The organism is Pseudomonas sp. NFACC46-3, from assembly GCF_900114515.1.
GTDB lineage: Bacteria > Pseudomonadota > Gammaproteobacteria > Pseudomonadales > Pseudomonadaceae > Aquipseudomonas > Aquipseudomonas fluorescens_Q.
Map to the genome: position 1 here is coordinate 75,603 of NZ_FOTH01000024.1, position 18,993 is coordinate 94,595.

The following is an 18,993-nucleotide window of genomic DNA, read 5'->3' on the forward strand; positions in this document are numbered from 1 at the left end:
TCAGGCTTCGTCATCGAGGCGCCGACCACGCAGGCGCCGGCCACGGGTAATCAGTTCAATGAGCTGAACCGCGCTGAGGGCATGGGCAAACAGCCAACCCTGGCCGAACCTCACCCCTTCGCTGCTCAAATAGGAAGCCTGGGCTTCATGCTCGATGCCTTCGGCTATCACCTTGAGTTGCAGCGCATGGGCCATGCGAATGATATGCGGGGCCACGCCGCTGCTGGCGGCATCGTGGCCCAAGGCGTCGATGAAGGCCTTGTCGATTTTCAGGCAGTCCACCGGCAGGGTTTGCAAGTAAGCCAGGCTGCAATAACCGGTGCCGAAATCGTCGATCAACACCTGATGCCCGACGTCGCGCAGCGATTGCAGGTTATCCCGGGCGACCAACACATCGACCAGCCCACGCTCGGTCACTTCGAAGGCAATCTGGTGCGCCGACACGCGATGCAGCGCCAGCAGGCGGGCGATCACTTCGCCAATACGCGGCACCATCACATCGCAGGCCGCCAGATTCACCGAGATATACAGCTGCGGATTGGCCCGCAACAGCTGGCCCAATTGATCGAACAGCCGCTGCAGCACGAAATCGGTGATCTGGCGGATCTGCCCCGTGTTCTCGGCCATCGGGATAAACAGGTCCGGGCTGGTCAGGGTGCCGTCCGGTCGTCGCCAGCGCAGCAAGGCCTCCGCCCCGACACAGTTACGGCTGCTCAGGTCGAAAATAGGCTGGTAAAGCACCTGCAATTCACCACGCCGGATAGCCCCATGCAGTTCGGCGTCCATGGACTGGCGCTGACGCGCCAGCAGAAACACCTGGAAACCAATCCCCAGGCCCAGCATCAGGCTGATGGGCAGCATCCACCAGGCATTGGCCGGAACCTTAAAACCGTTGCGCTGGGCGATAAGCACCAGTTGATAGACCGGACTTTCGGTCGGCATCCGATAGATCAACCGGTTCTGCGTCACTTGCAAGGCATTGTGGCTTTTCGGTGGCCAAGGTTCGACCGGCGGCCAGTGTTGGTCCGTCCCGAGCACGGGAATGGCCCGTTTACCGTTATCCAGGACAACCAGCAGGCTGCTGCCCGGTGGTAAATCGACCACATCGGTCAAATGCCCGCGGGACGTGGCCACCCGAAAGTTGCCGCGGCCCAGCATCAATGCGGCGCGGTCTTCGTCAGGCTCGGTGGTGGTGTTGAGCCAGTAATTGTAGGTCGGCCCGCGGATGTCGGGCGGGCGGGTCACTGACAAGCCGCCCTGGCGTGGACGATTGGAGCAGACGCCGCTGCCATCGATATACGCCGCCTCGTAGACAAAACGGTAGTTGAAGCTGACCTGTCGCAATGTGGCGATCATGTCGTCGTTGCATCCGCGCAACGGCTGGTTTTGCAAGTCGTCGAGGCTTTCACGCAATTGCCCGAAAAGCTGTTCCAGGCGCTGCAGAAAGCGCTCGCCCTGGGCATTCATCTGGTCGCTTTCGCGCTGCTGGATCTGCTGCACGACCACGAACAGACTCCCCGCCAGCAGCAGGACGGTACTTAGGGCAGTTGCCACCATCGCCAGGAAAACGGGGCGATGGAGCCAGCTGTGTAGGGTTTCGCGGGTGGCCGTCATCATGGGTAATCCGAAAGTTACCAATGAGTTATAGCTTCTGATTTGGATTTGGCCCGATTCGTCAGACGGGCGTCATTATTTTGTCTGGTTGAGCACCTGCAGAATCGCCGCGCTTTGCGCATCCGGCGTGCCATCGAAGCGGGTCGGACGGTAGTGCATCTGGAAGGCGGCCAGCACATGGTGGGTGGCCACGTCCCACTCGCCGGTCTGCGGCGTCGGGTAGCCCAGGCGGGCCAGCTCGGCCTGGAACCAACCGGCAGGCGGCAGCTGCGGCGTGAAGACGGCCTGCTGGCGGGCGACGGCCTGTTCGTCTGGCCAGACTCCTAAACCAGCTTGCGCCAGGCGCTTCCAAGGGAACAGCGGGCCCGGATCGAGTTTGCGCAGGGGCGCGATGTCGCTGTGACCGATGATGCTGCGCGGGTTGATGCCGTTGCGCTGGATGATGTCCTTGAGCAATACGATCAAGGTCTGGACCTGGGCTTCGCTGTAGGGATACCAGAGGCGCCCGGTAGGCGTGTCGACAAAACCCGGATTGACGATTTCGATGCCGATGGAACTGGAATTGAGCCAGGTCCGGCCTTCCCATTCACTTTCCCCGGCATGCCAGGCGCGTTGGCTTTCATCCACCAGTTTGTAAATGGTCGCGCCTTTATCGTCGCCGATCAGGTAATGGGCACTGACTTCGCCATGAGTCAGCAGGGCCAGCGAGCGCTCCAGGGAAGCCGAGGTGTAATGCACCACCACGAATTGGATACGGTTGTCATGGTTGACGGAAGGATGACGGGTGTCGAGTCGCGGGCCACTGGCGCAGCCGGCCAGGATAAATAAAGAAACAATGAGCGAGAAAAATTTCATGGCGGAAGGCAATACGCACTGGGAGTAATGCAACAGTGTAACGTATCGCCTCGCGATGATCCGGTGCGCGCGGCGATATTAAACAAATTGGAACAATTAGCCCCCTAGCCCAATTCCACATGGTTGCGCCCGGAACTTTTCGCCCGATAAAGCGCCTGATCGGCTCTTTTAAGCACCAAGTCGCTGTGTTCGCCGGGTTTGAAGGCGGTCAGGCCGATGGATACCGTCACCGTCACCGGCTCGCCCTTGAAATGAAACGGACAGCCTTCGATGGCCAGGCGCAGCGCCTCGGCCAGCTTGGCGCCAGCAGCCAGGGAGGTATTGGGCACCAGCAGCACAAACTCCTCGCCCCCAAAACGCGCAATGAAATCGCCGCTACGCAGGCGTTTACGCAGGACCGAGGCGATGAGTTTCAACACCCGGTCACCGGCCAGATGGCCATAGTTGTCATTGATGCGCTTGAAATGATCGAGATCGAGCATGGCCAGCAGCAAGCTGTTGCCGTGTTGTTGCCACTGGGCGACTTCATGTTCCAGACGCTCGGACCAGGCGGCGCGGTTGGGCAGCCCGGTGAGCGGATCAATCAGGGCTTTTTGCCGCTGTTCCTCGAGATTCTCCCGCACGACCTGGGCATCCTGCTCCATCAGCGCAACGCGATCGGCCAGGCTTTTCAGGCGAGCCGAGACCTCCTGCTCACGTTGATCACGTTGCTGGCGGTGGTGGTCCATCGTACCGAGCAAGCCTTCGAGGTGATTCTCGAGCACCTGCTTGAGGCCTTCCAGGTCATCGGCCTCCTTCACGCTGCTTTGCAGGCCGTCCACCTGCTCGCGAATCTGGGTATCCATTTCCCTGGAGGCCGACAGGTTTTCGGCGTGGTCTTCACTGGCGGCCTGCAGGCTGCTCTGGAATGACTCGAGCCGATCGTTGAGGCGCTGCAAGTACGCCTCGAATTCATGCTGGCCGGTGTCCGTGATGGCCAGCATCAGTACGGCCAGATCATCGAGGATCGGCAGCAACTCGTACCAGTTCAAGCCATTGCGCAGACGCTCACACATGGCTTCGGCTTGTGGTCGATGACGCTCGGGCAAGGTCAGGTCGCCCAAAAGGCCCAACAGCGTGTCTTCGATATGCTTGGCGACCGAACTGTAGGATGGCTCCGGCGAGTCGGGCAGGGCGTACTGGGCGTCAGCCACATCGGCGCCTTCCAGGGGCTCGTCGAGCTCCGCAGGCGGTAGCGAAGGGGCGGGCAGGGCCTGGGCAGGCTCCTCGGGCATCAGCTCGTCGGGATTCTCGAGTGCGGGCACCACAACCGGGGGTACTTCGGCGAGCGGCGTCAGCAGCGGCGCGGGCTCGGTTGCCTGGTCGTCCGACTCACTGGCGGGCTGAACCACTTCGGCTGCCGGTGCTGGAGCGGGCGCTGGAACGATCTCGATCTGCGGTGCAGTCGGGGCAACCGGTTCGGGCGTTGTCTCCAAGGCAGGCGCTTGCTCCGCCACCGAGGGCTGCGGTGCCGGTGCCGGTGCCGGTGCGACGGATTCTGCGGCCGTTGCCGGCGCCACGGCTACGGGCAGGGCCATTTCTGACGCAGGTGCCACGCGGGCCTGGGCAGGGTCGTGGGGCTGGGGCTGGGGCTGGGGCTGGGGTGTCGCGTCCTCATGGCCTTGGCCACCAAACAGCCGTTGCAGCAGGCCGGGGCGACTCGGTTCGACAGGGGCATCCAGGGCACTGAGTGCCTTGCCTTGCAAGCCGCTCAATTCGCTGAGCAGCAGCGGAATCTCCCGAGCCTGGCCGGCCCGATCCTCCAGTTGCTTGGCAAATTTCTTCAGCGGCCGCCTGACTTCCTTGGGCAGCGGCAGGCTCTGCAACTGGGCAACCAGGGCGGTCAACGCGGCGCTCGTCTGCTCGACCCGGGTCTCGCGGCGCTGCTCGGAATCGAGTACGGCTTTCTCCAGGCGCGGCAGCAGGGCAGCGAGGCCGGCATCCATGTCATTGGTGCGTACCACCTCGCGCATCTCTTTCATGCATTGATCGACAGCCCTGTCAGTGCCCTCGGCGGCCAGGGTGCTGCGCACCAGGCCACGACGCAGCAAGTCGAGCCGAGCCTCCCAACGGCGCTCAAGCTTTTCCTGCTGTTCGATACTCTTGAGGTACTTCTCTCTCCAGCGTTCGGCGTCGTCGCTCATTCATCGGATCCGCGAGGGGCAGGACTCAGCGCGGGAAACGCATCGGCCGTGAGCGAACCCGGCAAACGAATTTCGACCGCGACCGGCAGGTGATCGGAAATGGGTTGGGCCAGCACCTCGACACGTTCCAGGGTCAGGGTCGGGCTCAACAGGATATGGTCCAAGCAGCGCTGGGGGCGCCAGCTGGGGAATGTCGCTTCCAGTTGTGGAGCGAGCAGGCCGAGATCGCGCAGGGGCGAAGTCTGCAGCAAATCGGTGGCATGGGTGTTCATGTCGCCCATCAACACCTGGTGCTTGTAGCCGCCGATCAATTCGCGAATGTACGCCAGCTGCATCGTCCGGGTACGCGCCCCGAGCGCCAGGTGCATCATGACCACGACCAGCGCCTCGGGACCTTCGCCGAAACGCGCGAGGATCGCCCCGCGGCCCTTGGGTCCCGGCAACGGATGATCTTCGATCGCCCAGGGGCGCAAGCGACTCAACACGCCATTGCTGTGCTGGCCGAGACGCCCGAGGTTGCGATTGAGTTGCTGGTACCAGTAGGGAAAGGCGCCCAATTGGGCCAGGTGTTCCACCTGATTGACGTAGCCTGAGCGCAAGCTGCCGCCGTCGGCCTCTTGCAGGGCCACCAGGTCGAAGTCCTTGAGCAGGTCGCCGATTTTCTGCAGGTTACCGGCACGCCCGGTGTGCGGCAGCAAATGTTGCCAGCCGCGAGTCAGGTAATGCCGGTAGCGCTCGGTGCTGATGCCCACCTGGATATTGAAGCTGAGCAGCCGCAAGCGGCTGTCGCCAGGCAGGCCCGTGGACAAGACATGATGCTCGTTGACCCGCGGTTCATGCAGGCCAACGATGCGTTCGGTGCTCCAGCGGGCCATGGGCGTGGGCCGCGCTTAGTTGGCAGCAGCCTTGGTGGCCGCTCGCTCTTTGGCGATCAGCTGGTCGGCCAGTTGCAGGGCTTCATTTGCGCCACCGGCGGAGCCGATGTCAAAGCGGTATTTGCCGTTGACGACCATGGTCGGTACGCCAGTGATCTCGTATTTCTTCGCCAGCTCGCGGGCCTTCTTGATCTGGCCCTGGATGGCAAAGGAGTCGAACGTGGCGAGGAACTTGTCTTTGTCGACGCCCTGGGTGGCGAGGAAATCGGCCATCTCTTCTTTCTTGACCAGCTTCTTGCCTTCTTTCTGGATCGCGTTGAATACCGCGGCGTGGACCTTGTGCTCGACGCCCATGGCCTCGAGTGTCAGGAACATCTGGCCGTGGGCATCCCACGGGCCGCCGAACATGGCGGGGATACGCACGAAGTTAACGTCCGAAGGCAGTTTCTCGACCCATGGGTTGATAACCGGTTCAAAAGCGTAGCAATGCGGGCAGCCGTACCAGAACAGCTCCACGACTTCGATCTTGCCAGGCGCCGCCACCGGAACGGGGTTGGTCAATTCGACATAAGGTGCGGCAGGCTTTTCAGCCGCTTGGGCAGTTACGCCGAACAGGCTGGCGGCGACGAGCGCGGCGCTGATGATCAGATTACGCATGCTTTACTCCTGGACAATGAGGGGGCCTCGCGAGGCCTGTTTCTAAGACAGACCGTGGCGGGTTCAAGTTCTCTAGTGTAACGGCAGCGGCCACAAAAAAGGGCGGCCAAAGCCACCCTTTTGATGTTCGCATCGACAGATTAATCGAGCGTTAACGTTGCAAGGGATGTACGCCCCTTGCAACGCCAGCCAAAGGCCTCAGTGCAGGCCCTGGATGTAGCTGGATACCGCAGCGATATCTTCGTCGCTCAGCTTTTTCGCAATGCTCTGCATCGGCTTGGTATCGCCGTCGTTGGTCCGGCCACCCTCTTCTTTGCGGAAGTCGGTCAACTGCTTGCCTACGTACTGGGCATGCTGGCCGCCCAAGTGTGGGAAGCCGGCTGCCGCGTTGCCCTTGCCGTCAGGCGAGTGGCAGCCGGTGCAGGCTGGAAGCCCCTTGTTCAAGTCACCCCCACGAAACAGCGCTTCACCACGGGCCACGAGTTTCGGATCGGCAGCGCCGACGCTGCCCTTCTGGCTGGCGAAATACGCCGCGATGTCCGCCAGGTCCTGATCGCTCAGGTTGGTCAGCAGGCCGGTCATTTCCAGCACCGTGCGCTTGCCGGACTTGATGTCGTGCAGTTGCTTGTTCAGGTAACGTTCGCCCTGGCCCGCCAGTTTCGGAAAGTTGGGCGCCATGCTATTGCCATCCGGGCCGTGGCAGGCTCCGCATACGGCCGCCTTCGCCTGACCGGCAGCGGCATCGCCAGCGGCGTGGGCTACGCCGGATATCCCCAAGGTCAACAGCAGACTCACGATCAGTTTGTTCATCAGCTAATCCAACTACGGCTAAGGGTTAAAGAGTTATGGACCGGGTTCACTCGCTCATCCACTGGATGATGGCTCGGTAATCCTCGGCACTGCAGTCCATGCACAAACCACGCGGCGGCATCGCCTTGAAACCCTGGGTCACGTGTTGCACCAGCGTCTCCATACCTTTCGCCAACCTCGGCGTCCAAGCTTCCTGATCGCCCTTGCGGGGCGCCATGGGGAGTTGGCCGGAATGACAGGCACCACAAACACGGTTGTACACAGCTTCCGGATCCTGTGTAGCCTGAGCGCTGTAAAGCGGCATCAAGACACCGGCAGCTAGCAGCCATTTCGTCATAAAACGACCTTTTCAGGGTTGGGAACGAGCTGCGTTCTAACGCGCAATTTCGGTCGGTCGCTCCCGTGAGCTTCATCCTACGCTGGGACAAAGCGCACACAAAATCTGCGGCATTATATACTGGCGTCACTGAAACGGAAACGACACAGCTTGCCGCGTCCATTCCCGACGCCGCCCACATCGGAAATCCCATGCAACTGAAGAACCCCATCCTCGGCCTGTGCCAACAGTCCACCTTCATGCTCAGCGCCGCCAAAGTCGATCAATGCCCAGACGACGAAGGCTTCGAAGTGGCTTTTGCCGGACGTTCCAATGCCGGCAAATCCAGCGCGCTGAACACCTTGACCCATGCAAGCCTGGCACGCACCTCGAAAACCCCGGGTCGCACGCAACTCTTGAACTTCTTCAAGCTAGACGATGAACGGCGTTTGGTCGACCTGCCCGGCTACGGCTACGCCAAGGTACCGATCCCGCTCAAGCAACACTGGCAGCGCCACTTGGAAGCGTATTTGGGCAGCCGCGAGAGTTTGAAAGGCCTGATCCTGATGATGGACATTCGCCATCCGATGACCGACTTCGACCTGTTGATGCTCGATTGGGCGGTCGCCAGTGGCATGCCGATGCACATCCTGTTGACCAAGGCCGACAAGCTCACCTACGGCGCGGCCAAAAATACCCTGCTCAAAGTGCAGTCGGAAATTCGCAAAGGCTGGGGTGACGCGATCACCATCCAGCTGTTCTCGGCGCCCAAGCGCATGGGCCTGGAAGAAGCCTACACGGTGCTGGCCGACTGGATGGAATTGGCGGACAAGGGCAGCGAAGAGGCCGAATAAGCCGGATCGCAGGCAAAAAAAACCCCGGACTTCTTATGGGGAGGGGGAAGTTCGGGGTCCAAGTTCCGGACCGCTAGGGCGGGGTCCAGATATCTGCCAACACTTAACACAACATAGGAGCATTGAAGGGCTTCACCAGCCATTCAGAATCTCTGAGTGGCATTTGACGGGTTTAGTTCAGATTATTTTTGGAAATAGCCTTAGGAATTTTCCGAACTAAAGACATCGTCCCGGGGTTTCAGTGAGCCAATGTGGCGAGGGAGCTTGCTCCCGCTTGAGTGCGAAGCGCTCACAAAATGTTTGGGGCGGCTGCGCCACCCAGCGGGAGAAAGCTCCCTCGCCACGGGACCTGCGCCAGCTTCAGAGCCTACGACTCAATGCGCCTCATCCCAGTTATTACCCACGCCCACTTCCACCAGCAGCGGCACGTCCAGCGTGGCGGCGGCGCTCATGTGCTGGCGGATTTCCTCGCGCACCTGGTCGACCAGGTCTTCACGCACTTCCAGCACCAGTTCGTCGTGTACCTGCAGGATGACCTTCGCATCCAGCCCGGACGCCGTCAGCCAGCGATCCACGGCGACCATGGCTTTCTTGATGATGTCAGCCGCCGTGCCCTGCATCGGCGCGTTGATGGCCGTGCGCTCGGCGCCTTTGCGCAGGGCCGGGTTTTTCGCGTTGATGTCCGGCAGGTACAACCGGCGACCGAAAATGGTTTCGACAAAACCTTGCTCGGCCGCCTGGGCGCGGGTGCGTTCCATGTACGCCAGCACACCCGGGTAGCGGGCGAAGTAGCGGTCGATATAAGCCTGGGACTGCTTGCGATCGACGCCGATCTGCTTGGCCAGGCCGAACGCACTCATGCCGTAGATCAAGCCGAAGTTGATCGCCTTGGCGCTACGGCGCTGGTCATGGGTGACCGCGTCCAAGTCGACGCCGAACACCTCGGCGGCCGTGGCCCGGTGCACGTCCAGATCATTGCGAAACGCATGGAGCAGACCTTCATCCTTGGCCAGGTGCGCCATGATCCGCAGTTCGATCTGCGAGTAGTCCGCCGCCAGCAGCTTGTAACCTTTCGGCGCGATGAAGGCCTGGCGAATGCGTCGACCTTCGGCCGTGCGGATCGGAATGTTCTGCAGGTTCGGGTCGATGGACGACAGGCGCCCGGTCGCGGCGACGGCCTGTTGATAATTGGTATGGACACGGCCGGTGCGGCTATTGATCTGCTCCGGCAAACGATCGGTGTAGGTGCTCTTGAGCTTGCTCAGCGAGCGATATTGCATCAGCACCTTGGGCAGCGGGTAATCCTGCTCCGCCAGCTCGGCGAGCACCGCTTCGGCGGTGGACGCCTGGCCCTTGGCGGTTTTGCTGAGCACCGGCAAGCCAAGTTTTTCGTACAGGATCACGCCCAATTGCTTCGGTGAGCCCAGGTTGAACTCCTCGCCGGCGATGGCAAACGCCTCACGCTCCAGCGCCACCAGTTTTTCCCCCAGCTCGACACTTTGCACACCCAGCAGGTTGGCATCGACCAGCGCCCCCTGGCGCTCGATGCGCGCCAGGACCGGCATCAGCGGCATTTCGATGTCATTGAGCACGGTGCCCAGGCTTGGCGTGGCCGCCAGTTTTTCCTGCAGGGCCTGGTGCAGGCGGAAGGTCACGTCTGCGTCTTCGGCGGCGTAAGGGCCGGCCAGTTCCAGGGAGATCTGGTCGAAGGTCAGTTGCTTGACCCCTTTGCCCGCGATGTCCTGGAAATCGGTCTTGCTCTGGCCCAGGTACTTGAGCGCCAGGCTGTCCATGTCGTGGCGGGTCGCGGTGGAGTCCAGCACGTAGGATTCGAGCATGGTGTCGAAGGCGATGCCCTGGACCAGGATGCCGTTATTCTGATCGCCATCGATGGCGCAGTTGGCCAGGATGTTGGTTTCGAACTTGGCGTGCTGGCCGACCTTGAGCTTGTTCGGGTTTTCCAGCAGCGGCTTGAGGGCCTTGAGCACTGTGTCGCGGTCCAGTTGCTCCGGCACACCCATGTAGGAATGGGTCAGCGGGATGTAGGCTGCCTCGAAAGGGGCCACGGCGAACGACAAGCCGACGAGTTGCGAATGCTGGGCATCGCCGCCGTTGGTTTCGGTGACGAAGGCAAACAGCGGCGCTTTGTCCAGTTTGGCCAGCCACGCGTCGAAGCGCGCCTGATCGAGGATGACCTCGTACTTGGCCTCGGCCGCGCCGGGCTGTTCTTCGGCAACTTCAACGATCTCCTGGCCGGCACGCTTGGCGTCCCGCTGGTTTTCTTCGAACCAGCTCTTGAATTCCAACAACGTGTACAGCTCGGCGAGTTTCTCGTGATCCGGTTGGCCCATTTGCAGGTCGTCGAGGCCGACATCCAACGGTACGTCGGTCTTGATGGTTGCCAACTCGTAGGAAAGCAACGCCATTTCCTTGTGCTCTTCGAGCTTGGCAGCCAGGGTCTTGGCGCCACGGATCGGCAAGGTGGCGACGATGTCCAGTTGCGCGTACAGCTCGGTCAGGCCGCCATTGACGCCCACCAGCAGGCCGGAAGCGGTCTTCGGCCCGATACCCGGAACGCCCGGGATGTTGTCGGAAGAATCGCCCATCAACGCCAGGTAATCGATGATCTGCTCGGGAGCGACGCCAAACTTCTCCTTCACGCCAGCCACGTCCAGGGCGCTACCGGTCATGGTATTGACCAAGGTAATGTGCCCATCGACCAATTGCGCCATGTCTTTGTCGCCGGTGGAGATCACCACCGGACGGTCGGCCGCCGCGCTACTGCGGGCCAGGGTGCCGATCACGTCATCGGCCTCGACGTTGTCCACGCACAACAGCGGGAAGCCCAGGGCCTTGACGCTGGCATGCAGCGGCTCGATCTGCACACGCATGTCGTCGGGCATGCTCGGGCGGTTGGCCTTGTATTCGGCGTACAACGCATCGCGAAACGTCCCACCCTTGGCGTCGAATACGACGGCAAACGGACTGTCCGGATACTGCTTGCGCAGGCTCTTGAGCATGTTCAGCACGCCCTTGACCGCACCGGTCGGCAGGCCTTTGGACGTGGTCAGCGGTGGCAGCGCATGAAAGGCGCGGTACAGATAAGAAGAACCGTCCACCAGGACGAGGGGGGCTTGGCTCATGAGCAGGATCAACCTTTTCGGCGGGTCCGGGGCTAGAATAGCGGGACCGTTGACGACAAAGGGACAAGGTTATCATGCGTACACTAAATCGCCTGTTACTGGCTGGCTTGTTTGCAATCACCCCGTTGGCCGTCATGGCGGCGGACGACGCACCCTCGGCGGACCCGGATGTCACCATCCGTACCGAAGGCGATAAAACCATTCAGGAGTACCGGCAAAACGGCTTTTTGTACGCGATCAAGGTCACGCCCAAGAACGGCAAGCCTTATTTCCTGGTGCGGGCCGACGGCAGCGATGCAAACTTCATCCGTTCGGATCAGCCGGATATGCTGATTCCGTCGTGGAAAATCTTTGAGTGGTAATACCGCTCTGCACTTCAACCGGCGCCCGCTGAAGGGCGCCCGTACTGGCAGTTTTAACCATGTCTGTGTTCACGCCCCTGGCTCGGCCCGAGCTGGAAACCTTTCTCGCCCCTTATGGGCTTGGCCGCCTGCTTGATTTCCAGGGGATCGCCGCCGGCAGCGAAAACACCAATTTCTTTATCAGCCTGGAGCAGGGCGAATTCGTCCTGACCCTGGTCGAACGCGGTCCGGTGCAGGAAATGCCGTTCTTCATCGAACTGCTGGACGTGCTGCATGACGCCGACCTGCCGGTGCCTTACGCCTTGCGCACCACCGACGGCGTCGCGCTGCGGGAACTGGCGGGCAAGCCGGCGCTGCTGCAACCGCGCCTGGCCGGCAAGCACATCAAGCAAGCCAACACCCAGCACTGCGCCCAGGTCGGCGAGCTGCTCGCGCACCTGCACCTGGCAACCCGCGACAACATGATCAAGCGCAAGACCGATCGTGGCCTGGACTGGATGCAGGAGGAGGGCGCCAAGCTGCTCTCGCACCTCGACGCCGAGCCGCGTCGGCTGCTCGAAGCGGCGCTGGATGAAATCTCGTTGCAGAAAGTCGGCATCCTGGCGCTGCCGCGCGCCAACATCCACGCCGATCTGTTCCGCGACAACGCGATGTTCGAAGGCACGCACCTGACCGGGCTGATCGACTTCTACAACGCCTGCTCGGGGCCAATGCTGTATGACGTTGCCATTGCCTTGAACGACTGGTGCTCGGACGACAACGGCGCGCTCGACGGACCCAGGGCGCGAGCGCTGCTGGGCGCCTATGCGACGCTGCGACCGTTTACCGCCGCTGAGGCGCAACTGTGGCCGACCATGCTGCGCGTGGCGTGCGTGCGGTTCTGGCTGTCGCGGTTGATCGCTGCTGAATCCTTTGCCGGGCAGGATGTGTTGATCCACGACCCGATGGAATTCCAGCAGCGCTTGGCGCAGCGGCAGACGGTTCACGCGTTGCTGCCGTTCGCCCTGTAACAGCAGACAAGCGCGAAGCGGGCTGCTCCTGTGGCGAGGGGATTTATCCCCGCTGGGCTGCGAAGCAGCCCCATGCTTTGGATCTGACGGACCGCGGCGGAAGATATTTCTTGGGGCCGCTACGCGCCCCAGCGGGGATAAATCCCCTCGCCACAGGTTTGTGCATCGACGGGGTTATAGCGACTCCAGGCACCCCGCCAGATCATTGCCCAACGTCTCCAACAACTGCTCATATCCCTGCGCCGTCGCCGGAGTGTAGCCGCCCAGTGCATCGAGCTCCGCCAGCTTCACCGGCAACCCGGCCACCAGGGTTTCGGCCAGGCGCGGGCGCAGGGGCGGTTCGCTGAACACACAGGTCTTGCCCACGGCCTGCAAGCGCGTGCGCATTGCCGCCACATGCTGGGCACCAGGCTGGACTTCGGCGGCCACGGCGAACACCCCGGCGTGCTTGAGGCCGTAGTTGTCTTCGAAATAGTCGAACGCCTCGTGGAAGACGAAATACGGCTTGCCCGCGACCCCGGCCAGGCGCGCCTTGAGGCGTGTGTCCAAAGCATCGAGACGCTGGTTGAAGCCCTTGAGGTTGCTTTGATAACGGGCCGCGTTGGCCGGATCCGCCGCGCTCAGGTCGACCGTCATTTTGGCGGCGATCACCCGCGCATTGAGCGGCGAGAGCCACAAGTGGGCATCCACGGTGCCGGGGCGATGGTCGTGATCGTGTTCGTCGCCGTCATGGTCATCGTCCTCGTGGGACGCGCTGTCCTGGGCGAAGTGACGCAACTTGAGCCCCGGCAAATCCTGGATGGCGACGGAGGGCAGCGTGCGACCGTTGAGCACCCGCGGGAGAAAGCCTTCCATATCGGGGCCGATCCAATAAAGCAGGTCCACCGACTGCACCTTGCGAACATCCGATGGCCGCAACGCATAGTGATGCGGCGAAGCCCCTGGCGGCAGCAACACCTCTGGAACGGCTACGCCATCCTGCACAGCGGCGGCAATCAGTTGCAACGGCTTGATGCTGGTGAGCACCTTGACCTCGGCCTGGGCTGGGCCAATCAGTAGAAAATTTGCGACAAAAGCGACAAAGAACGAAAAAAATCGGGACACGATGACCACTCGTAGAGGCGAGAACGGGTAACATAATAACGTCTCTCACTAAACTCGTCGCTGCCCATGCCTATTACACCCCTTGCCAGTCGCCCCCACGATCACTCCCACTGCGTGCATAGCGCGCTGTCCGAGGCCGACGCCATCTGCGCGCGCCAAGGGTTGCGCCTGACCGCCCTGCGTCGGCGCGTGCTGGAATTGGTCTGGCAAAGCCACAAGCCACTGGGCGCCTACGACATCCTCGCCGTGCTCAGCGAGCAGGACGGCCGCCGCGCCGCACCGCCGACGGTCTACCGGGCGCTGGATTTCCTCTTGGAAAACGGCCTGGTGCATCGCATTTCGTCGCTGAACGCCTTCGTCGGCTGCAACCACCCGGAGCACGCCCACCAAGGCCAGTTCCTGATCTGCCGGCAATGCCACGCCGCCATCGAGCTGGAACAGAAGTCCATCAGCGATGCCATCATCGCCAGCGCCAAGGACGTCGGCTTCGTGGTCGACACCCAGACCGTCGAGGTGGTCGGTCTCTGCTCCGGCTGCCAGGGGGCCTGATGAGCAATGCGTTGATCCGCCTCGAACAGGTGGCCGTGACGTTCGCCGGGCAGAGCGTGCTGGACAACATCCACCTGAGCGTCGAGCCGGGGCAGATCGTGACCTTGATCGGCCCCAACGGCGCCGGCAAGACCACCCTGGTGCGCGCCGTGCTGGGCTTGCTCAAGCCCGACAGCGGCAGCGTCTGGCGCAAGCCCAGGTTGCGCGTCGGCTATATGCCGCAAAAACTTCACGTCGATCCGACGCTGCCGCTGTCCGTGCTGCGCTTCCTGCGCCTGGTGCCGGGCGTGGACCGCGCCCGCGCCTTGGCCGCGCTCAACGAAGTGGGCGCCGAACAGGTGATCGACAGCCCGGTGCAAAGCGTCTCCGGCGGCGAGATGCAGCGCGTATTGCTGGCTCGCGCCCTGCTGCGCGAGCCTGAGCTGCTGGTGCTCGACGAGCCGGTGCAAGGCGTCGATGTGGCGGGGCAGGCCGAGCTGTACAGCCTGATCACGCGCCTGCGCGACCGCCACGGCTGCGGCGTGCTGATGGTCTCCCACGACCTGCACCTGGTGATGAGCACCACCGACCAGGTGGTCTGCCTCAATCGTCACGTATGCTGTTCCGGGCATCCCGAGCAAGTCAGTGGCGATCCGGCTTTCGTCGAGTTATTCGGAAAAAACGCACAAAGCCTGGCGATTTATCACCATCACCATGACCACGCCCATGACCTGCATGGCTCGGTGGTCAGCGCCCCTTCCGCTTCCAATCATGTTCATGGAGATGGCTGCAAGCATGGCTGATTTTCTGTTGTACGCCCTGCTCGCAGGCTTGGCACTCGCCCTGGTAGCCGGCCCCTTGGGTTCGTTCGTGGTCTGGCGGCGCATGGCCTATTTCGGCGACACCTTGTCCCACGCGGCGTTGCTCGGCGTGGCCTTGGGGTTTCTGCTGGACGTCAGCCCGGCGGTGGCGGTGACCGTTGGCTGCCTGTTGCTGGCGGTGGTACTGGTGACCTTGCAACACCGCCAACCGCTGGCGTCCGACACGCTGCTGGGTATTTTGGCGCCGAGCACCCTGTCCCTCGGGCTGGTGGTACTAAGCTTCATGCATGACGTGCGGATTGACCTGATGGCCTATCTGTTCGGCGACCTGTTGGCGATCAGTCCGACGGACCTGTCGTGGATCCTCGGCGGCAGCGCCGCGGTGCTGCTGTTGCTGGTGGCGCTCTGGCGTCCCTTGCTGGCCGTCACCGTGCACGAGGAACTGGCCCGGGTAGAAGGCCTGCCTGTGCTGGGGTTGCGACTGGCACTGATGCTGCTGATTGCGGTGGTCATCGCGGTGGCGATGAAAATCGTCGGGGTGTTGCTGATTACGTCATTGCTGATCATCCCGGCGGCTGCGGCACAGCGTCACGCCCGCTCACCCGAGCAAATGGCCCTGGGCGCGAGCCTGCTGGGCATGCTCGCGGTGTGTGGCGGCCTGGCACTTTCCTGGTTCAAGGACACTCCGGCCGGCCCATCGATCGTGGTCAGCGCCGCCGCGCTGTTTCTGCTGAGTTTTGTCCTACCTCGTCGAGGGGTGTAGACTTGCTCGCTTTTTGCGCAAATAGAGAGTCGCAGGAATGAAGCCGTTCGCCTCCCGTTATCTGCTCCTTGTCGCGTTTTCCCTGCTGCTGGGCGCGTGCCAGAGTACGCCGCCGGTCACCGAGGCTCCCGATACCCGGGGCCCGGCCATCGCGCAGCTCGAGCAAAGCCTTGCCAGCAATGAGCTGGCCACCGCCGAAGACCAGTTGGCCGCCTTGCAAGCCCAGTCACCCGAAGACCGGTCGCTGGAACCCTATCAGCGGCAACTGGCCGAGGCGTATTTGCGCCGCAGCCAGATCGATCTGCAAAAAGGCGATGTCAACGCCGCCGCCACCGCCCTGAGCCGTGCCCGAGCCTTGATGCCCAAGGCCCCAGCGCTCACTGGCGAGGTCAACAGCGCCATTGCCGAAGCCCGCAAGGCCGACCTGGATAAAGCCGAGGCCGACCTCAAGGCCGCCGAAGCCAAACCGGTCGCCAAAGTGATCGACCCGAGCGCCCCCAGTACCACAGTTGCGCTCAACCTAGCCGATATACAGCAAATGCGTCGGCAACTGGATGCCATCGCCGCCGACGTGGTGAATTATCAGTGTGACGTCACCATCCAGGCGCCGCGCACCGATGATTATCCGTGGTTGGCGACGTTGCTGACCAAGCGGGTCAAGAAACTGGACCCGGGGTTTGATTTGAAGCTGCAAAAGCAGATTTTGCGCAGTGTGCCGGCACAGATGGTGCTGACACCGCATAAGCCCTAAAAAGCATCGTCGGAACGCCGCCCGGAGCAAGCTCGCTCCCACAGGGACCCCATGTGGAGCGAGCTTGCTCGCGATAGCGCCCTACCAGACAGCAAATCTCTTTAGGCTGGAACCGCCTTAGCCTTAGCCTCCCGCGCCCAGACCCGATGCTGAGCAATCGCCGCGAAAAACCGCGAAAAACCGCTCGTATCCGCATCTTCGATCAACCCCGCATCCACCTCCAGCTTCAACTCCACCAACAACTGCCGGGCCTCACCATGAAGCCCAATGGCTTTCAGATGCTTGTAGGCCTCCAGCACGTAATGCAACGCCACGCCGTCGCGACTCAAAGCCTTGATCGACTCCGCCCCACCCGGCACGAACACCGCGTCAAAGGCAATCGACGGCAACCCCTCCATGGACGCATCCACCGCCAGCGTTTTCCCATCGGCCGTGGTCACTGGTGCGGAAGTCGGCCCCAGCACTTTGGCGTGGGCGCCCTCGGCCTTCAGCGCCTTCTTGAGGGCATCGATGATCGCTGCATCGACACCGTTAGCCACCAGCACCGCCACTTTTCGCGTCTTGATGTCCCCAGACAGCAGGTTCGCCTGGCTCAAGGCCGGAGACTGCTCCAGCGACGGCGTTGGCACATCGACGGTGCCCGCGGTAGGCGCCGGCAACCCGAGGTTCTTCGCCACTCGCCCGGCCAGTTCCAGATCGATATTGGCGAGGATCTCATTGACCTGCCGCGCCCGGATGAACTCACGCTCCACCTTGCCCAGCTCGAAACTATAAGCCGCGATGATGTGCTCTTTTTCATGGGCGCTCATGCTTCTGTAGAACAGCCGCGCCTGGGAGAAATGGTCGGCGAACGAATCGCTGCGTTGGCGGATCTTGTAGGCATCGATGCGCTCCGGATAACTCTCGAAGCCACCGTCTTCCGGGCCAGGCGGGGTTTCCTTCGGCCAGCCACCGTCGATGGAGTTCGGCTCGTAGGATGCACGTCCCTTGTCGATGGTGGTGCGGTGCATAGCATCCCGTTGGCCGTTGTGTACCGGGGTGATCGCCCGGTTGATCGGCAGCTCATGAAAATTCGGCCCACCGAGTCGGCTGATCTGCGTATCGGTGTAGGAAAACAGCCGCCCTTGCAGCAACGGGTCGTTGGAAAAGTCGATACCCGGCACGATATGCCCGGGGCAGAAGGCGATTTGCTCGACCTCGGCAAAGAAGTTGTCCGGGTTACGGTTGAGCACCATCTTGCCCAGGGGCGTGATGGGCACCAGCTCTTCAGGGATGATTTTGGTCGGGTCGAGCAGGTCGAAGTCAAACTTATGCTCGTCCTCCTCGGCGACGATCTGCACGCCGAATTCCCATTCCGGGTAGTCGCCCATCTCGATCGACTCCCAGAGATCGCGACGGTGATAGTCCGTATCTTTGCCCGCCAGTTTCTGGGCTTCGTCCCATACCAACGAGCAGGTGCCAACCGTAGGGCGCCAGTGGAATTTGACGAAGCTGCTTTTGCCTTCGGCGTTGATCATGCGGAAGGTATGCACCCCAAAACCCTGCATGGTGCGTAGGCTTTTTGGAATGGCCCGGTCAGACATCGCCCAGATCACCATATGAGCCGATTCCGGCACCAGCGAGACAAAATCCCAGAACGTGTCGTGGGCCGAGCCGCCTGTAGGAATTTCGTTATGGGGCTCGGGTTTTACCGCGTGGACAAAATCCGGAAACTTCACCGCGTCCTGAATGAAAAACACCGGCATGTTGTTGCCCACCAGGTCGAAGTTGCCTTCGTCGGTGAAGAACTTCACCGCGAAGCCGCGCACGTCCCGCACGGTGTCGCCGGAGCCGCGTGGGCCTTGCACAGTGGAAAAACGCACGAACACAGGGGTTTTCTTGCTCGGGTCTTGTAGGAAACCGGCCTTGGTCAATGCCGAATGCGCATCGTAGCTCTGAAAATAACCATGGGCGCCGGTCCCGCGGGCGTGGACGATGCGTTCCGGAATGCGTTCATGGTCAAAGTGCGTGATTTTTTCACGCATGATGAAATCTTCCAGCAGCGAAGGTCCGCGGGGGCCGGCGCGCAGGGTGTTCTGGTTATCGGCGATCTTCACGCCCTGGTTGGTGCGCAACGCCTGTTCGGTAGCGTCGGAGCGAAACTGTTCCAGGCTCTCGAGCTTGGCGTTGGTGTTGCCGCGATCCAGCGTGTCGGTCCCGGCCAGTTGGCTCTTGTTGACCGTGGGCTTTTTGATACTCATCAGGCATGACTCCTCTTTGCGTTCCTCGCCGGGGCCAGGAATCTGAGTTCGATACCGCAGGTGCATGACCCCGGCATTTCGAGTGGCTTAATGAGTGACCGATGCCG

At 61.8% G+C, this 18,993-nt stretch carries 17 protein-coding genes; 7 read left to right on the forward strand and 10 right to left on the reverse strand.

Going from position 1 to position 18,993, the window contains the following annotated elements; translation table 11 throughout:
- From BM300_RS21680 to BM300_RS21710, 7 genes are all read right to left on the reverse strand, one after another.
- Positions 1–1,614, reverse strand: coding sequence for an EAL domain-containing protein (locus BM300_RS21680; protein ID WP_170862087.1), 1,614 nt, complete (start codon positions 1,612–1,614; stop codon positions 1–3).
- Positions 1,615–1,689: 75 nt separating this feature from the next.
- The gene (locus BM300_RS21685) at positions 1,690–2,469 is read right to left on the reverse strand and encodes an N-acetylmuramoyl-L-alanine amidase (RefSeq protein ID WP_092148916.1); all 780 of its coding nucleotides are present in this window, start codon (positions 2,467–2,469) and stop codon (positions 1,690–1,692) included.
- 104 nt (positions 2,470–2,573) lie between these two features.
- Positions 2,574–4,652, reverse strand: a complete 2,079-nt coding sequence (locus BM300_RS21690) for a GGDEF domain-containing protein (protein WP_092463964.1) — start codon at positions 4,650–4,652, stop codon at positions 2,574–2,576.
- Positions 4,649–5,527 (reverse strand): endonuclease/exonuclease/phosphatase family protein, encoded by an 879-nt coding sequence (locus tag BM300_RS21695; RefSeq protein ID WP_092347783.1) that lies wholly within the window; start codon positions 5,525–5,527, stop codon positions 4,649–4,651. The genes BM300_RS21690 and BM300_RS21695 overlap by 4 nt, the downstream gene beginning before the upstream one ends.
- Positions 5,528–5,542: 15 nt before the next feature.
- Entirely contained in the window at positions 5,543–6,184 is a 642-nt protein-coding gene (locus BM300_RS21700) for a thiol:disulfide interchange protein DsbA/DsbL (protein WP_092148922.1), read from the reverse strand.
- A gap of 198 nt (positions 6,185–6,382) precedes the next feature.
- Positions 6,383–6,994: a c-type cytochrome gene (locus tag BM300_RS21705; protein WP_092221049.1), complete on the reverse strand. Its 612-nt coding sequence runs from the start codon at positions 6,992–6,994 to the stop codon at positions 6,383–6,385.
- 46 nt (positions 6,995–7,040) lie between these two features.
- On the reverse strand, positions 7,041–7,331 hold the full coding sequence (locus BM300_RS21710; protein WP_003196231.1) for a c-type cytochrome: 291 nt from the start codon (positions 7,329–7,331) through the stop codon (positions 7,041–7,043).
- Between the two features lie 191 nt (positions 7,332–7,522).
- On the opposite strand from BM300_RS21710, the gene yihA reads away from it, so the two are divergent.
- Positions 7,523–8,164, forward strand: coding sequence for a ribosome biogenesis GTP-binding protein YihA/YsxC (yihA, locus tag BM300_RS21715; protein ID WP_003196227.1), 642 nt, complete (start codon positions 7,523–7,525; stop codon positions 8,162–8,164).
- Between the two features lie 374 nt (positions 8,165–8,538).
- Here the strand turns inward: yihA and polA are convergent, their stop codons facing one another.
- The gene (polA, locus tag BM300_RS21720) at positions 8,539–11,307 is read right to left on the reverse strand and encodes a DNA polymerase I (RefSeq protein WP_092347786.1); all 2,769 of its coding nucleotides are present in this window, start codon (positions 11,305–11,307) and stop codon (positions 8,539–8,541) included.
- A 74-nt stretch (positions 11,308–11,381) separates the two neighbouring features.
- Between polA and BM300_RS21725 the strand changes: the two genes are divergently transcribed.
- Complete coding sequence (locus tag BM300_RS21725) at positions 11,382–11,669, forward strand: DUF2782 domain-containing protein (RefSeq protein WP_025211087.1); 288 nt, start codon at positions 11,382–11,384, stop codon at positions 11,667–11,669.
- A gap of 59 nt (positions 11,670–11,728) precedes the next feature.
- The gene (locus BM300_RS21730; protein ID WP_092148926.1) at positions 11,729–12,679 is read left to right on the forward strand and encodes a homoserine kinase; all 951 of its coding nucleotides are present in this window, start codon (positions 11,729–11,731) and stop codon (positions 12,677–12,679) included.
- 174 nt (positions 12,680–12,853) lie between these two features.
- Here the strand turns inward: BM300_RS21730 and BM300_RS21735 are convergent, their stop codons facing one another.
- Positions 12,854–13,783 carry a zinc ABC transporter substrate-binding protein ZnuA gene (locus BM300_RS21735; RefSeq protein WP_092463967.1) on the reverse strand — a complete coding sequence of 310 codons (930 nt, stop codon included), beginning with the start codon at positions 13,781–13,783 and terminating at the stop codon, positions 12,854–12,856.
- A gap of 66 nt (positions 13,784–13,849) precedes the next feature.
- Here BM300_RS21735 and zur point away from each other — a divergent pair, with 66 nt between their 5' ends.
- From zur to BM300_RS21755, 4 genes are read left to right on the forward strand one after another with little or no spacing between them, the layout of a single operon-like run.
- Positions 13,850–14,332 (forward strand): zinc uptake transcriptional repressor Zur, encoded by a 483-nt coding sequence (gene zur / locus BM300_RS21740; RefSeq protein ID WP_063323623.1) that lies wholly within the window; start codon positions 13,850–13,852, stop codon positions 14,330–14,332.
- Positions 14,332–15,114, forward strand: coding sequence for a zinc ABC transporter ATP-binding protein ZnuC (znuC, locus tag BM300_RS21745; RefSeq protein WP_063323624.1), 783 nt, complete (start codon positions 14,332–14,334; stop codon positions 15,112–15,114). The genes zur and znuC overlap by 1 nt, the downstream gene beginning before the upstream one ends.
- Positions 15,107–15,895: a zinc ABC transporter permease subunit ZnuB gene (gene znuB / locus BM300_RS21750; protein ID WP_003196213.1), complete on the forward strand. Its 789-nt coding sequence runs from the start codon at positions 15,107–15,109 to the stop codon at positions 15,893–15,895. Before znuC ends, znuB begins: the two co-directional genes overlap by 8 nt.
- Positions 15,896–15,932: 37 nt before the next feature.
- Positions 15,933–16,646, forward strand: coding sequence for a PA5502 family lipoprotein (locus BM300_RS21755; protein ID WP_092221057.1), 714 nt, complete (start codon positions 15,933–15,935; stop codon positions 16,644–16,646).
- A 101-nt stretch (positions 16,647–16,747) separates the two neighbouring features.
- Here BM300_RS21755 and katE read toward each other — a convergent pair whose 3' ends face one another.
- The gene (gene katE, locus BM300_RS21760; RefSeq protein WP_092148936.1) at positions 16,748–18,886 is read right to left on the reverse strand and encodes a catalase HPII; all 2,139 of its coding nucleotides are present in this window, start codon (positions 18,884–18,886) and stop codon (positions 16,748–16,750) included.
- Positions 18,887–18,993: the final 107 nt, after the last annotated feature.

Bases quoted from the DNA above. Each gene is read 5' to 3' on its own strand.
- BM300_RS21680 (WP_170862087.1), bottom strand. From the start codon at position 1,614: ATGACGGCCACCCGCGAAACCCTACACAGCTGGCTCCATCGCCCCGTT.
- BM300_RS21685 (WP_092148916.1), bottom strand. From the start codon at position 2,469: ATGAAATTTTTCTCGCTCATTGTTTCTTTATTTATCCTGGCCGGCTGC.
- BM300_RS21690 (WP_092463964.1), bottom strand. From the start codon at position 4,652: ATGAGCGACGACGCCGAACGCTGGAGAGAGAAGTACCTCAAGAGTATC.
- BM300_RS21695 (WP_092347783.1), bottom strand. From the start codon at position 5,527: ATGGCCCGCTGGAGCACCGAACGCATCGTTGGCCTGCATGAACCGCGG.
- BM300_RS21700 (WP_092148922.1), bottom strand. From the start codon at position 6,184: ATGCGTAATCTGATCATCAGCGCCGCGCTCGTCGCCGCCAGCCTGTTC.
- BM300_RS21705 (WP_092221049.1), bottom strand. From the start codon at position 6,994: ATGAACAAACTGATCGTGAGTCTGCTGTTGACCTTGGGGATATCCGGC.
- BM300_RS21710 (WP_003196231.1), bottom strand. From the start codon at position 7,331: ATGACGAAATGGCTGCTAGCTGCCGGTGTCTTGATGCCGCTTTACAGC.
- yihA (WP_003196227.1), top strand. From the start codon at position 7,523: ATGCAACTGAAGAACCCCATCCTCGGCCTGTGCCAACAGTCCACCTTC.
- polA (WP_092347786.1), bottom strand. From the start codon at position 11,307: ATGAGCCAAGCCCCCCTCGTCCTGGTGGACGGTTCTTCTTATCTGTAC.
- BM300_RS21725 (WP_025211087.1), top strand. From the start codon at position 11,382: ATGCGTACACTAAATCGCCTGTTACTGGCTGGCTTGTTTGCAATCACC.
- BM300_RS21730 (WP_092148926.1), top strand. From the start codon at position 11,729: ATGTCTGTGTTCACGCCCCTGGCTCGGCCCGAGCTGGAAACCTTTCTC.
- zur (WP_063323623.1), top strand. From the start codon at position 13,850: ATGCCTATTACACCCCTTGCCAGTCGCCCCCACGATCACTCCCACTGC.
- znuC (WP_063323624.1), top strand. From the start codon at position 14,332: ATGAGCAATGCGTTGATCCGCCTCGAACAGGTGGCCGTGACGTTCGCC.
- znuB (WP_003196213.1), top strand. From the start codon at position 15,107: ATGGCTGATTTTCTGTTGTACGCCCTGCTCGCAGGCTTGGCACTCGCC.
- BM300_RS21755 (WP_092221057.1), top strand. From the start codon at position 15,933: ATGAAGCCGTTCGCCTCCCGTTATCTGCTCCTTGTCGCGTTTTCCCTG.
- katE (WP_092148936.1), bottom strand. From the start codon at position 18,886: ATGAGTATCAAAAAGCCCACGGTCAACAAGAGCCAACTGGCCGGGACC.